This is a genomic window from Halobellus rufus, assembly GCF_000739575.1.
Classification (GTDB): domain Archaea; phylum Halobacteriota; class Halobacteria; order Halobacteriales; family Haloferacaceae; genus Haloquadratum; species Haloquadratum rufum.
Map to the genome: position 1 here is coordinate 22,526 of NZ_BBJO01000020.1, position 13,251 is coordinate 35,776.

At 63.1% G+C, this 13,251-nt stretch carries 10 protein-coding genes; 6 read left to right on the top strand and 4 right to left on the bottom strand.

The window, feature by feature from the left end:
- Positions 1-62: 62 nt before the first annotated feature.
- Positions 63-3,047 (top strand): FAD-binding and (Fe-S)-binding domain-containing protein, encoded by a 2,985-nt coding sequence (locus tag ACP99_RS09290; protein ID WP_081927359.1) that lies wholly within the window; start codon positions 63-65, stop codon positions 3,045-3,047.
- A 168-nt stretch (positions 3,048-3,215) separates the two neighbouring features.
- Here ACP99_RS09290 and ACP99_RS09295 read toward each other — a convergent pair whose 3' ends face one another.
- The gene (locus ACP99_RS09295; protein WP_049986339.1) at positions 3,216-3,980 is read right to left on the bottom strand and encodes an IclR family transcriptional regulator; all 765 of its coding nucleotides are present in this window, start codon (positions 3,978-3,980) and stop codon (positions 3,216-3,218) included.
- A gap of 497 nt (positions 3,981-4,477) precedes the next feature.
- Here ACP99_RS09295 and ACP99_RS09300 point away from each other — a divergent pair, with 497 nt between their 5' ends.
- Entirely contained in the window at positions 4,478-5,572 is a 1,095-nt protein-coding gene (locus ACP99_RS09300) for an amidohydrolase family protein (RefSeq protein WP_049986340.1), read from the top strand.
- Positions 5,573-5,578: 6 nt separating this feature from the next.
- A complete protein-coding gene (locus ACP99_RS09305) occupies positions 5,579-7,123 on the top strand; it encodes a class I adenylate-forming enzyme family protein (RefSeq protein WP_049986341.1) in 1,545 nt (514 codons plus the stop codon).
- Positions 7,124-7,644: 521 nt separating this feature from the next.
- On the opposite strand, the gene ACP99_RS09310 is transcribed toward ACP99_RS09305, so the two are convergent.
- Positions 7,645-8,400, bottom strand: a complete 756-nt coding sequence (locus ACP99_RS09310; RefSeq protein ID WP_049986342.1) for an IclR family transcriptional regulator — start codon at positions 8,398-8,400, stop codon at positions 7,645-7,647.
- Positions 8,401-8,574: 174 nt separating this feature from the next.
- Between ACP99_RS09310 and ACP99_RS09315 the strand changes: the two genes are divergently transcribed.
- Positions 8,575-9,759 carry an MFS transporter gene (locus ACP99_RS09315; protein WP_049986343.1) on the top strand — a complete coding sequence of 395 codons (1,185 nt, stop codon included), beginning with the start codon at positions 8,575-8,577 and terminating at the stop codon, positions 9,757-9,759.
- A gap of 28 nt (positions 9,760-9,787) precedes the next feature.
- Here the strand turns inward: ACP99_RS09315 and ACP99_RS09320 are convergent, their stop codons facing one another.
- Complete coding sequence (locus ACP99_RS09320) at positions 9,788-10,213, bottom strand: MmgE/PrpD family protein (RefSeq protein ID WP_049986344.1); 426 nt, start codon at positions 10,211-10,213, stop codon at positions 9,788-9,790.
- Positions 10,207-11,130, bottom strand: a complete 924-nt coding sequence (locus ACP99_RS09325; protein WP_081927363.1) for an MmgE/PrpD family protein — start codon at positions 11,128-11,130, stop codon at positions 10,207-10,209. Before ACP99_RS09325 ends, ACP99_RS09320 begins: the two co-directional genes overlap by 7 nt.
- 95 nt (positions 11,131-11,225) lie before the next feature.
- Here ACP99_RS09325 and ACP99_RS09330 point away from each other — a divergent pair, with 95 nt between their 5' ends.
- Both ACP99_RS09330 and ACP99_RS09335 read left to right on the top strand, forming a co-directional pair.
- Positions 11,226-12,023: an SDR family oxidoreductase gene (locus ACP99_RS09330; protein ID WP_049986346.1), complete on the top strand. Its 798-nt coding sequence runs from the start codon at positions 11,226-11,228 to the stop codon at positions 12,021-12,023.
- 60 nt (positions 12,024-12,083) lie between these two features.
- Complete coding sequence (locus ACP99_RS09335) at positions 12,084-13,211, top strand: mandelate racemase/muconate lactonizing enzyme family protein (protein WP_081927365.1); 1,128 nt, start codon at positions 12,084-12,086, stop codon at positions 13,209-13,211.
- The last annotated feature ends 40 nt before the right edge of the window (positions 13,212-13,251 follow it).

Sequence of the window (13,251 nt, forward strand, 5' to 3'; positions counted from 1 at the left end):
CCGCCCGCACGCCGGTCGCCTCATCCCTCATCTTTACGTCGTCGCATCGCAACCGCTGACGTATGTCACAAAAGACCATCGACGGATCCGATGGGCTCGGCTCTCTCCCGTCCCCTCGGGAAGAAGCGCCCGAGTACCGGGCGCTGGCCGCGGCCCTCCGCGAGGCGGTCGACGGGTCGGTGCGCTTCGACGAGTACGCGCAGATCCTCTACGCCACGGACGGGAGCATCTATCAGGCCCGCCCCGCGGGCGTCGTGGAACCGAAAGACGTCGACGACGTGCGCGCCGCCGTCTCCATCGCGGCCGACCACGACGTCCCGGTCATCGCCCGGGGGACCGGCTCCTCGCTCGGCGGGCAGGCCGTCGGTCCCGGCTGTCTCGTCGTCGACGTCTCGACGCATCTGGACGAGATCCTCGAAGTCGACCCCGACGAGCAGCGCGCCGTCGTCCAGCCCGGGGTCGTACAGGACCACCTCGACGAGCGGTTGGCCAGAGACGGATTGAAGTTCGCGCCCGACCCGGCCTCCTCGAACCGCGCGACGATCGGCGGCGGCATCGGGAACAACTCCACGGGCGCACACTCCGTCAGGTACGGCATCACCGACGCCTACACCGAGCGGCTGACGGTCGTCCTCGCCGACGGCAGCCTCGTCGAGACGGGAGAGATCGTACTCGACGGCCCCGAGTGGGAGGAACTCGTCGCCGCCGAGACGCGGGAGGCCGAACTGCACCGGACCGTCCGCCGCCTGGTCGAGGAGAACGCCGACGAGATCGACGCGCGGTACCCCGATCTGAAGCGCAACGTCTCGGGCTACAACCTCGACAAGGTGATCTACGAGAACGACGACGGCGAGGAGGTCATCAACCTCTCGAAGCTGTTCGTCGGCGCGGAGTCGACGCTCGGCGTCGTCGTCGAGGCGGAGGTCTCGCTCGTCACGAAGCCCGAGGAGACCGCGCTGGCGCTGTACTGCTTCGACGACCTGATCGACGCGCTCGAAGCGGTCCCCCGCGCGCTCGAACACGACGTGAGCGCGGTGGAACTGATGGACGAGGAGGTGTTCCGTCTGGCCCGGGAGTCCGAGCAGTACGCCCGCTACGAGGAGCCGATCCCGGAGGGCACGGCCGCGGCGCTGATGGTCGAGTTCGACTCCGAACTCGTCGGGGACTTCGAGTCGGCGATCGCGGAGGTGACCGAGCGGTTCGTCGACGACGGCGACGCCTTCGACGTCATCGAGGCGTACAGCGACGAGGCGCAGGCGGACCTCTGGAAGCTCCGGAAGGCGGCGATTCCGCTGTTGATGAGCCTCGAAGGCGACCCCAAGCCGTACCCGTTCATCGAGGACGCCACGGTGCCGCCCGAGGAACTGGCCGAGTACACGCAGAAGTTCATGGACATCCTCGAGGACCACGGGACGTCGGCGGCCTACTTCGCGCACGCGGGCAGCGGCACGCTCCACATCCGGCCGATCCTCTCGCTGAAGGAGGACCAGGGGATCCAGACGATGCGGTCGATCACCGACGAGGTCACCGACATCGTCGTCGAACACCACGGGGCGTTCTCCGGGGAGCACGGCGACGGGCTCGCGCGGACCGAGTTCAACCCGAAGATGTACGGCGACCGCCTCTGGACGGCGTTTCAGGATCTCAAAACCGCGTTCGACCCCGACTGGCGGATGAACCCGGGGAAGGTCGTCTACCGCGAGGACGATCCGACGGACATGCGCGAGCACCTCCGCTACGGCGCAGCGTACTCCTCGATCGAACCGCAGACGAAACTCGATTTCTCCGCGGAGGGCGGGTTCTCCCACCTCGTGGAACTGTGTAACGGCTGCGGGACGTGCCGCCAGCAGGACGCCGACGTGATGTGTCCGACCTACCGCGCGACCGACGACGAACTCGCGGCGACGCGGGGGCGTGCCAATATGCTCCGCGCGGCGATCAGCGGGGAGATCCCCGAGGAACGGCTGACCGACCCCGACTTCCAGGAGGACGTCTTGGACCTCTGCGTCGGCTGTAAGGGCTGCAAGTCGGACTGTCCGACCGGAGTCGATATGGCGAAGCTCAAGACGGAGCTCAAACACCGGTACCACGAGGAGGAGGGCGCGAGCCTGCGCTCGAAGCTGTTCGGCAACATCGACACCGCCTCGAAGTGGGGCTCTCGGCTGGCACCGCTGTCGAACTGGGCCGCGTCGCTTCCCGGCTCGGAGGTGGTGATGGAGCGTGTATTCGGGATCGCGCCCGAGCGCTCGCTGCCGCCGTTCGCCGACGAGTCGCTCGTCGAGTGGTTCCGGCGTCGCGGACCGACCATTTCGGAAGTAGAAGCCGACCGAAAGGTCGTGCTGTTCCCGGACACGTACACGAACTACAGCTACCCCGAGCCCGGGAAGGCGGCGGTTCGCGTCCTCGAAGCCGCCGGCGTTCACGTCCGGATACCGTCGGACCTCGCGCCCAGCGGGCGGGCGGCCTACTCCCTCGGACTGTTGGACCGGGCGGCCGATCGGGCACAGCGCAACGTCGACGCGTTCTCGACGTACCTCGACGGTGGCTGGGAGATCGTCGCGGTCGAACCGAGCGACGCCGTGGTCTTCCAAGACGAGTACACGGACCTTCTGAGCACGGACGCGGCCGAGCGCGTCTCCCGGCACGCCTACGGCGTCTGCGAGTACCTCGACGTCCACCGACTCGTCGAGGACCTGCCGGTGCGGACGGACCGAATCGGCGAGTCGCTGGCGTATCACGGTCACTGCCACCAGCACGCGGCCGGAAAGGACCACCACGCGGTCGGCGTGCTTCGCCGGGCGGGCTACGAGGTCGACCCGCTCGACTCGGGCTGTTGCGGGATGGCCGGGAGCTTCGGCTACGAGGCCGAACACTACGAGGTGTCCCAGTCGATCGCCGAACTGCTGTTCGAGAAGATCCGCGCGAGCGAGGCGACTCAGGTGGTCGCCCCAGGCGGTTCCTGCCGCAGTCAGATCGGCGACAGCACGATCGTCGACGAACACCCGCCGCACCCGATCGAACTACTCGACCGAGCGATCGACCGGTAACTGGCGGTTCCCCGACGCCCATTTCACATCGTAAAATACGGCCGAACCGCTTTTATTCACTGCGAGCCTCCGGTGTGGGATCACTGCAAAAATGACAAACGTACATATGTTATTCTACGGAACGTCACTGAGTGTGCGGGCGCTCCGAATTATCGACGGCGGATCCGCTCAGGAGTACGTGATCCGTAGTTCGATGAGATTCGCGGTGTTTTTGATATCGTCGACGTACGTCCGGCGCTCCGCGTCGCTCGCGAGTTGGCTCTTCGGGACGGAGAGGCTGATCGCGCCCTTCACGACGCCGTCGTCGGTGAGTATCGGCGCGGCGACGCAGCGCAGCCCGCGCCAGTTCTCTTCGTCGTCGAAGGCGTAGCCCTGTTCGGCGATTCTGTCCAGTTCCGCGTACAGTTCGTCCTCGTCGGTGATCGAGTTCTCGGTCGTCGCGGGGAGGCCCCGATCGGCGACGATCTCCTCGACGCGCTCCCGCGGGAGGTGCGCGAGGATCGCCTTCCCGAGCCCCGAGTTGTGGAGGGTGAGCTGACTGCCGACGTGCGTGTCGATCTCGACGGCGTCCTCGCCCTTCGCCCGGTAGAGAACGACGCCCAGTCCCCGCTCGTGCGTCGCGAGCGTGACCAACGCGCCGGTCTCTTCGGCGAGTTGGTCGAGTTTCGCCTTCGCCGCGTCGTACAGGTCGACCTCGTTTCTGAGCACGCCGCCGATGTGGAGGAACTGGAGGCTCAACCGGTACTCGTCGCCGGACTTGACCACGTACTCGTGCTCGCGGAGCGTCGCCAGGTGATTGTGGACCGTGCTCTTGTTCAAATCCAGTTCGTCGGCTATCTCCCGCAACTGCGCGGATCGTCGACGCTTGAGCACGTCGATGATCCGAGCCGTCTTTTCGAGGGATTTGATCGGGTGGTTCGCAGGCGCGGCCATACCTCTCGTCTCGTCCGGAACCCCATCAATGTTTACTATTGGATAATGCGCCAGTCGGAGAGCGTCCGAAGCCTCTCGCAGGCGCACTACACCCGGCAGTGTGCAGAAAGTTCGTCTTCGATGGCGCTCTCGATGATCGAACGTGGAAATTTCGATCGCTACGCTCGCCCCCGATCGGTCGATTGTAACCCCATCGCAGGCAACCTACCTAACGGGGGCTCGGAGGCTGTACGTTTCGCATTGGATAACGGCACGACTGGGGACGATCTCCGACAGTATCGACCGAACACGAAGCCGCAAAACCGACGGGTGATGAGCCGAAATCGGGTCAACGCGGACGTTACGGCCTCGAACTATGGTCCGGTCATTTCGGTTAGTTACTGGCGCCTATCGGACCGGCAGTCGGTGTCGCTCCGGGCCGAGTAGCGTCGATGTCGACCGTCGACGTCCGTCCTAACGGAAAGATTATTACCGTTCGAGCGAACCGCTGAGCCAGAATGAAACTCGGACGATTCGTCGTGGACACCCACGTCCACGGCCAGCGACACGCGGTCAGATTCAACCAGAGCGACGAGGACGCGGAGTACTCCCGACTCGGCGAGTTGATGCACACGGCGACCCCGGCCGACGAGGCCGACGAGGACGACGCGGTCATCGTCTACGACAACTCCGATCGGCTCGTCTACGACATGGACTCCTACGGCGTCGATATGTCGCTTCTACTCCCTGCGTTCGGGATGAACAACGAGATCAACAAGCAGATCATCGACAAGCACCCCGACAAGTTCGTCGCCTGCGCGTACCCCGTCCAGACGAAGAAAGCCGCGATGCGGGGCGAGGAGGAGTGGACGACCGAGCGCGCCGTCGAGGAACTCGACGAGGTCCTCTCGTGGGACGGGATGGTCGGCATCGGCGAGTTCATGCCCTCGGACCCGCTGGTCGAAGAGCGGATGACGTGGCGCGAACGCAAACAGGAGATCCGTCAGTACTTCGACCTCGCCGCGAAGCACGACGTGCCGATCCGCTGGCATCCCGGCGCGGCCTCCGGGTACCAGGCGGGCGGCCTCCGCGAGCAGGACAAACTGCCGGACTGGCGCGACCCGCTCAACGCCACCGACATCATCCACGAGTACCCCGACGTCGACCTCGTGTTCGAGCACGGCGGCATTCAGGGCCACTGGCGGTACAACGTCGAGCGCGCCTGTATGGTCGCGGCCCAGCACGACAACGTCTACCTCGAAGTGGGGCTGTGGTGGGACGACATCCTCAACCGGCCGATGAACGACCCGGACATCGGACCCGACCAGCTGCTGTGGGGCACCGACTGGGGCGCGTCGATGGTCGCGAAGTCGAACAACTCCGAGAGCCCGATGGACTTCCCCTCGATGCGCTGGGAGCAGTTCAGCGCCGACGGCGTCCCCGCCCACCAGCCGGACTACTGGGGGACGTCGCTGCGGATGCTGAACAAGTACGCGATGGACCACAACGTCCCGCAGGACGAACTCAACAAGATCCTCGGCGGGAACTTCTGTGACATCTACGACATCGAGCCGCCGCACAGTCGCCTCTTCCCCGAGTTCATCGACAAGTAGCGCAGTATGGAACGCATTCACAACCAGCTTCCGGCGCTGAAGGACCTCTCGGCGCACAACGCGGTCAAGAGCCCCGATTCGATCGCCTTCGAGGACGCCACCGAATCGGTCACGTGGGCGGAGTTCGAAGAGCGCAGCCGCAAGGCGGCGAACGTATTCGGCGAGTACGTCGGCAAGGGCGACCGGATCGCGCTGTTCTCGAAGCCGTCGGTCGAGCACGCGATCCTATTTAACGGGGCGCTCAAGGCGGGGGCGATCACGACGAACTTGCACAAGCGCATCGCGCCGGGCTCGTTCCGCTCCTGTCTCGACCGGACGAAGCCGACGCTCGCGATCGTCGACTCGGACCGCTCCGACGCCTTCGCCGAGATGGTCGGAGAGCCGCAGTTAGACCGACTCACGGCCGTGTTCAGCACCGGCGAGCCCCAACGGGAGTACGAGACGGGGCTCTCCGAGCGGCTCGCTGCAGCCGACCCCGACGAACCCGACATCCTCGTCGAGGAGGACGACACCGTGACCATCGCGTGGACCTCCGGCAGCACTGGCCATCCAAAGGGCTGGTGCCACACGAACCGGACGATGTTCCTCAAGGGAATGGAACTCGGCACCCGTTCGGGGTTCACCCGCTCTGACAAGCAGTTGGTCGTCAACCAACCGTCGTTCCTGATCTGGACGAGTTTCCTCACTCGCTCGCTGCTCGGCTGTGAGAGCACCTACTACATGCCCGAGTGGGACCCCCAGCGTTGGCTGGAGGTCGTCGACGAGCGCGACATCACCCGAGCGGTGCTCGTTCCGACGATGTGGAAGGAGATCCTCGAAGCCGGTCCCGAGGACTACGATCTCGACTCGCTGCGGTCGATCAACTCCACCGGGGAGAAACTGAACCCGGAAACGCTGACTCGACTCCGCGACCGGATCTGCGAGAACATCAACCAGTCTTACGGATCGACGGAGATCCACTCGACGGTCCTCTACAACAACGAGTTGACCGAGGAGCGCATCGAGAGCGTCGGGAAGCCCCAGTCGGGGACGCAGGTTCGAATCGTCGATCCCGACGGCACGGTCGAGGACACGCTGCCGCCGAACGAGAGCGGTGAGATCGCCGTCAAGAGCTATCAGGCTCCCGCGTGGATGTGGGAGGACGAGCGCGGCGAGGCCGCCTTCGAGGACGGCTGGTGGCGCTCGGGCGACAAGGGATATCTCGACGAGGAGGGCTTCCTCTACATCGAGGGCCGCATCGACTTCCAGATCAAATCGAAGGGCGTGAAGATCACGCCGGAGCCGATCGAGGAGGGGCTCGAACGGCATCCCGACGTGACGAACGCCGCGGTCGTCGGCGTCGACGACCCGGAGTACGGGCAGAAAGTGACAGCGATCGTCGAAGGGAGCGCGGACCTGACCGAGGACGACCTCGAAGCGTGGATGCTCGACAGCGAGGCGGTCGCCAGCCACGAGCGCCCGCGCGAGTACCACTTCGTGACCGCGATCGACCGCACACCGAGCGGGAAACTCGATCGGCAGGGCACGAAGTCGCGGCTCGGTCTCGACTGAGCTACGCGCTTTCTAAACACTCCGGCATCTATTCATAATTATATCGTTAAAAAGAGTGATCTAAAATAAATTTATGATAATGAATTCGGGTCGATATCTTTCATATAGCTATTTTATACGCGTATACAATATAAATAACAGACAACAAACTATAAATGAATACTTACTAATCTGTCCCTAAATTGGCCTGCAAAACCAAATAACACTGAAGCGAGAGACTGAACCGAGTCAAGTCGCTATCTCTCAGACTCTCAAAATTGTAACGAGTGTACAGATGTTATTTTGATGTGCTTTTGTCGGATTGCCTGTCCCTCCTCGCCGAACCGGTTGTGGATCACTACCAAATCACACATCCGAACGAGTCGTTTGGAGTCGCCGAAGCGAGGCCCCGGTGTATGTGACTAACGTCCGTGAGTCACCAGATCAAGTCGTTATTCGACGGTGGGACCCGAGATCGTTTCGCTCTCCCATACAGGTCGTTCATCTCTACCAGTTTCGTCTGGAAAATCGACTGCAGAGTGCTACGAGTACTCTGTCCTGATGTGTATGACGTCGGCGCTCTGCATCACGAGTTCTGGCAGTTCCTCGCGGAATCGATCGCCCCGGAGGTGGGTCGTCGGACCGGATAGACTGATCGCTCCGAGGACAGTGTCGTCTTCGTCGAGGATGGGGGCTCCAACAGCCCTCAGCCCTCTGAGCCGCTCTTCGTCGTTGACGGAGAAACCTCGCTCTCTGATTTGATCGAGCGTATCGATGAACGCTTCTCGATCGGTAATCGTTCGATCGGTTCGTTCGGGAAGCCCGTGTTCGTCGAGTATCTCTCTCACTCTGTCGCGGTCGGTAAACGCGAGTATCGCTTTCCCGGCCGAGGTGCAGTGGAGTTCGGCTTGGCGTCCGGCGCGTGTGCTGACGCCTTGGCGACCCTTCATCCGATAAATGTAGTACCCGGCCGTGTTCTCCAGCACCATTATCTGCGCCTTCTCGTTCGTCTTCTCGGCGAGTTCGTCGACGATCGGAATCGCCGGTTCGTAGATCGGTATCCTGCTCCGCACTCGCTCACCGGTGTCGAAGAACTCGAGGCTGAGCCGAAAGACCCCGTCGTCGTCCATCACGACGTACTGGTGCTTCCGCAGCGTCTGAAGATGCGTCCGCGCGGTACTCTTCGACACCTCCAGTTCCCGGGAGACGCGGGAGAGAGTCGCCCCACCGAGCGTCTTCAACACACGGATGATTTCGAGAGAGGTCTCCGTTGTCTGGACTGTCGGTATCTCGTCCATACACGCCTTGTGTGCGCCTCTAGTATAAATATGTCCTCTCCCGTAACGTAGAGTCGAACGGTGCGTCTGCCTCGACGGAACGATTGCTGACGGAGCGGTCTCTCTCGGAACGAATGAATTAACACCCGCTGCGTCGTTCGACCAGTCGTGCTAGAACGACGGACCGATGGGAGGGTGCGTACGCTGTACGAGGAGTACGAACCCCTCGTGCTCATTTCGATCCTCTGGTTTCTCGTGCAGTTCCTCCGGTTTGCGTTCCCCCCGCTTTTCGGGACGTTCCAAACGGAGTACGGTGTCTCGAACACCGAGACGGGACTGCTCTTCACGTCGTTGATGATGGCGTACGCGGTTATGCAGTTTCCTGCTGGATTGATCTCCGATCGCATCGGACGGTCTCGAAGTATCGCGCTGGGGGCGGTGCTGTTCGGTGGCGTCGGTGTCGCGATTCTACTCGCACAGAGCTTCGTGCTGCTCTTCGGACTCGCGGTTCTGATGGGCGCGACGACCGCCGGCCACAAGACGATCTCGATCAATATGGTCTCGAATCGGTATCCGGACCGGACGGGTTGGTGTCTCGGCATCCTCGACACTGTCGGGCAGTTCGGCGGCGTCGTCGCCCCACTCGCCGCGGTCGCGTTTCTGTCGTCGATCGGATGGCAGTGGACGTTCGCGGTCGGAGGATTGCTCTGCCTGCTCTTGGCGGCGATTAGCGAAACGCGAATCCGGACGGTCTCCGTTTCGTCCCGAACGCGTGAAGACGAAAGCGAGGAGGAGGCTGGAACCGTCCGTCGGCGCTATCTAACGCTCCTCTCGGACTGGCGACTCCTCGTGTTCGTCGTCGTGACGATGGCGTTCACGTTCGCTTGGAACGGCGTTTCGGCGTTCTTGCCGCTGTATCTCACCGAACAGAAGGGGATTTCGACACAGCTGTCGAGCGTGCTCTACAGCGCGTTCTTCGTGGTCAGTCTGAGCCAGTTGGTCACGGGGAAAGTCAGCGATTCGATCGGACAGCTGTGGGTCGGATTTGGGACCTTCGCCGGGATGGTCGCCACCGTCGCCGGTCTCCTGTTCGCCGAGGGGGTACTCGTCGTCAGCGCGCTCACACTCCTGTTGGGAACGACCTTCCACAGCTTCCGCCCGGTCCGCGATTCGTATCTGATGACGCTGATCCCCAACGACATCGGCGGCGGGAGCCTCGGCATCATCCGAACGGGGATGATCGTCGTCGGAGCCGCTTCACCAGCCGTCGTGGGATTCGTCGCCGACGTCTCCGGTTTCAGCGCCGCGTTCGGGGTGGTGTTCGTCGCCGTGGTACTGGGTGGCCTACTGACTGGGACGCTGGCGGTGCTCGGACAGTAGATCGCGAAAAAACGTGAGGAGGGACGGTTTAGCCGAGGTATCCGGTGAGAACGTCGAGGTCGGTCTCTTCGAGATCGAGGATCGACTCTTCGAGCGCTTCGGCGTCCGACCGACTGAGCCGTGACTCGGCGCACTCGAAGAACTTGCTCCGCAGTCGGTCCTCGCTGACGGGGTTGTTCGGGCTCCCCGGGGCGTACCGTACCTCGTTGTAGTACTCCTCGGAGTCGGTCCGGACGCGGACGATCGCCCCGTATCCGGCGAAGTCGTCGCCGAAGAGGTCCTCCTCGAACGCGCGAGAGACCTTCGAGATGGCGTCGCGCGTCGCCTCCTGGGTCACGTACTCGTCGGTGAACTCGTGGATCCCGGCGTCCCCCTCGCGCAAGATGGCGGCGAGACAGAACTCGATCGAGAACTTCGCTTGCAGGGCGTCGTCCGGTTCGGCGTGAATCAGCATCTCCGAGGCGGCGTCTTCGAGGTGACGACGACTTCCTCGACGTCGTCGGGCGTGAGGTCGTGGTCCTTCACCAACGTCCGCATCGCGTCCATCGCCGCGTGTGTGATGACCCCCGATGGGTACGGCTTGTATCCGATGTCGCGGACGGCCCACTCCTCGCCGAGGCCATCGGTGATCTCTTCGGGATCGTACGCCCCATCGACAGTCATCACCTGGCTGTAGCCGATGTCGCCTTCGAGGATTTCAGTATCCGCGGTGAATCCGTCGCGAGCGAGCAACGCGGACCGAACGCCCATCTGCGCGGCGTGACCGGCGTGCAGCGGTTTCGTCATCGTCCCGAAGTTCTTTTTCAACGAGGAGGACGCGGAGCCGACGATACCCAGCGCGTGGTGGATCTCCGACTGCGGGAGGTCGAACACCGACGCCGCGGCCGCCGTCGCACCGAACGATCCCGCCGTTCCGGTACTGTGCCAGCCGTTCTGGTAGTGTTCGGGATAGGTGCTCTGCCCGACGCGGTACGCCGCTTCGCAGCCGACGACGTAGCCGACGAGGAGGTCCTCGGTCGATCCGTCGACTTCCTCGGTCGCCGCGAGTGATGCGGCGAAGATCGGCGAGGTAGGATGGATGACGATCGATTCGAACGTGTCGTCGTAGTCGATCGCGTGCCCGAACGCGCCGTTGGCCAGCGCAGCGGCAGGTGCCGAACGAGACTCCCGTTGGAAGACCGTTGCCGGTCCGTCGCCGCCGTACGTGGAGGTGTACGCCGAAATTTTGTCCCCGACTTCGTGGTGAGATCCGTACAGTGCCACGCCGACGTAGTCGCGGATCGCTTCCTTCGCGTGGGACACCGCTTCGGATGGAATCTCGTCGTACGTAGTGGATGCTACAAACTCAGCTAGCTCTGCCGTTTCTGGCATAGCCGGTAGTTGCTATCCTCTCATTTATTAGCTTTTCGCACGGCACGGCACAGAGTGGCAAAGAGTTTTATACGACGTTTCCCATCGTCTGCGTGATGGATCTGGAACTGACCGATCGCACCGCGATCGTCGCCGCCTCCAGCAAGGGTATCGGCTACGCCACGGCGGAACGGTTCCTCGAAGAGGGCGCGAACGTCACGATCTGTTCGCGATCGGTCGACAGCGTCGAGGAAGCGGCCGAGAGCCTCCGCGAAACCGTTGGGGTCGACGAAGAACGGGTGTTACCGGCCGTTTGCGACATCACAGACCGAGATCAGATCGAGCGGTTAGTGAACGACACCGTGGACACGTTCGGCGGCGTCGACGTCCACGTGAACAACCACGGCGGGCCGCCGGCGGTGACGTTCGAGGAGGCGACCGAAGAGCAGTGGGACGATAGCTACCGAAGCGTTATCAGTAGCACTCGTTGGCTGACGGAGGCGGTGTTACCCCACCTCGAGGCGAGCGACATCGGGTCCCTGATTACCGTCACCAGTGCGTCGGCCCGCGAACCACCGCGTGGCCACGCCATCTCGAACATGTTCAGACTCGGCCTCTACGGTTTGGCGAAGACCATCTCGCGTGAGTACGCCCCCGACGTCAGATCGAACGCGATCACGCCCCGATTCATCATGACCGACCGGATCGAGTACAAAGTCCAGCGGCGGGCCGAACAGCGAGACCTCTCGCGGGAGGAGGCGCTCCAGTCGCGAGTCGAAGAGGTTTCGATGGATCGGCCCGGCGAGCCGTCAGAGTTCGCCGACGCGGTCGCGTTCCTCGCCTCGCCACGATCGAGTTATATCACGGGCGAGGTACTGAGCGTCGATGGAGGGTGGAGCCGACACGTGCTGTGACAGCACCAGTCGCGACCCACCCGCATATTTTTATAACATAAACTGTACTACCGAACTGCAATGGAAGTCATCGATATCGAAACTGCAGTTCTAGGCAGCGCCGTCGACGCCGCCTCTCTCCCGGCACAGGTCGGCGCGCGGGAACTGGACATCAGTTCGGTCGTCGTGAAAGTTCACACGGACGACGGGATCACCGGGCTCGGCGAATCGTTCTACCGGTCCGAAGAGAACAACCGGTTCCTGGCGCAGTCCATCGAGGCGATGGGTCGCCACGTCGTCGGCAAAGACCCGCGGAACGTCAAAGACATCTGGCACGAACTGTACCTCCACGTGAAGCGTGCGGGAGCGTACGGCGCACTCAGTGCGATCGACGAGGCCCTCTGGGACATCGTCGGAAAGAAGGCCGGACTCCCGGTCTACGAACTGCTCGGCGGACAGACCGGGACGGTCAACGCGTACGCGACCTTCCCCGTCGACAAGGAGGCCGACGAACTGGTCGACTACGCGCACTGGCTCAACGACAAGGGCTTCGAGGCGATGAAGATCGGCGCGGGCTTCGGCGTCGAGGAGGACCGACACCGGATCCGAACGATCACCGAGGGAAGTCCGGACGGATTCGGACTCGCGATCGACGCGAACACCTCCTACAACTACACGGACGCTCGTGCGGTCGCCGAAACTGCGGGCGAACACGAGGTAGAGTGGTTCGAGGAGCCGATCGCCCACACCGACATCCAAGGACAGGCCCAGCTCAACGAGGCGGTCGACGTCCCGATCTCGGGCTACCAGACGCACACGCCGCACTACCCGGCGCTGGATCACCTCCAGGCGAACGCGCTCGACATCTACCAGCCGTCGGTCGACTACGTGGGCGGTATCACCGGGGCGATGCGCGTCGCGAGCCTCGTCGAAGCGTTCAACAAGGAGATGGTCCCCCACGCTCTCGGACCGGCGATCAATTACGCCGCCAGTCTCCACGTCGCCGCGGCCAGCCGTCAGTGCTCGCTCATCGAATTCGCCGTCCTGGACGACGACATCGACGATCCCGGTACCTACATCGCCGGGCAGTACGTCGAGAACCAAGAGGCGATCTACGTCCAAGACGGCGGTCGGATCGACCCGCCGTCCGAGCCGGGTCTCGGCGTCACGATCGACGAGACCGTCTTCGAGGAGTACCGCGTCGATTAATTTCGCGACCGCTGGACACCTTCGGGCCAATCTTTTTTCG

Bases quoted from the DNA above. Each gene is read 5' to 3' on its own strand.
- ACP99_RS09290 (WP_081927359.1), top strand. From the start codon at position 63: ATGTCACAAAAGACCATCGACGGATCCGATGGGCTCGGCTCTCTCCCG.
- ACP99_RS09295 (WP_049986339.1), bottom strand. From the start codon at position 3,980: ATGGCCGCGCCTGCGAACCACCCGATCAAATCCCTCGAAAAGACGGCT.
- ACP99_RS09300 (WP_049986340.1), top strand. From the start codon at position 4,478: ATGAAACTCGGACGATTCGTCGTGGACACCCACGTCCACGGCCAGCGA.
- ACP99_RS09305 (WP_049986341.1), top strand. From the start codon at position 5,579: ATGGAACGCATTCACAACCAGCTTCCGGCGCTGAAGGACCTCTCGGCG.
- ACP99_RS09310 (WP_049986342.1), bottom strand. From the start codon at position 8,400: ATGGACGAGATACCGACAGTCCAGACAACGGAGACCTCTCTCGAAATC.
- ACP99_RS09320 (WP_049986344.1), bottom strand. From the start codon at position 10,213: ATGCTGATTCACGCCGAACCGGACGACGCCCTGCAAGCGAAGTTCTCG.
- ACP99_RS09325 (WP_081927363.1), bottom strand. From the start codon at position 11,130: ATGCCAGAAACGGCAGAGCTAGCTGAGTTTGTAGCATCCACTACGTAC.
- ACP99_RS09330 (WP_049986346.1), top strand. From the start codon at position 11,226: ATGGATCTGGAACTGACCGATCGCACCGCGATCGTCGCCGCCTCCAGC.
- ACP99_RS09335 (WP_081927365.1), top strand. From the start codon at position 12,084: ATGGAAGTCATCGATATCGAAACTGCAGTTCTAGGCAGCGCCGTCGAC.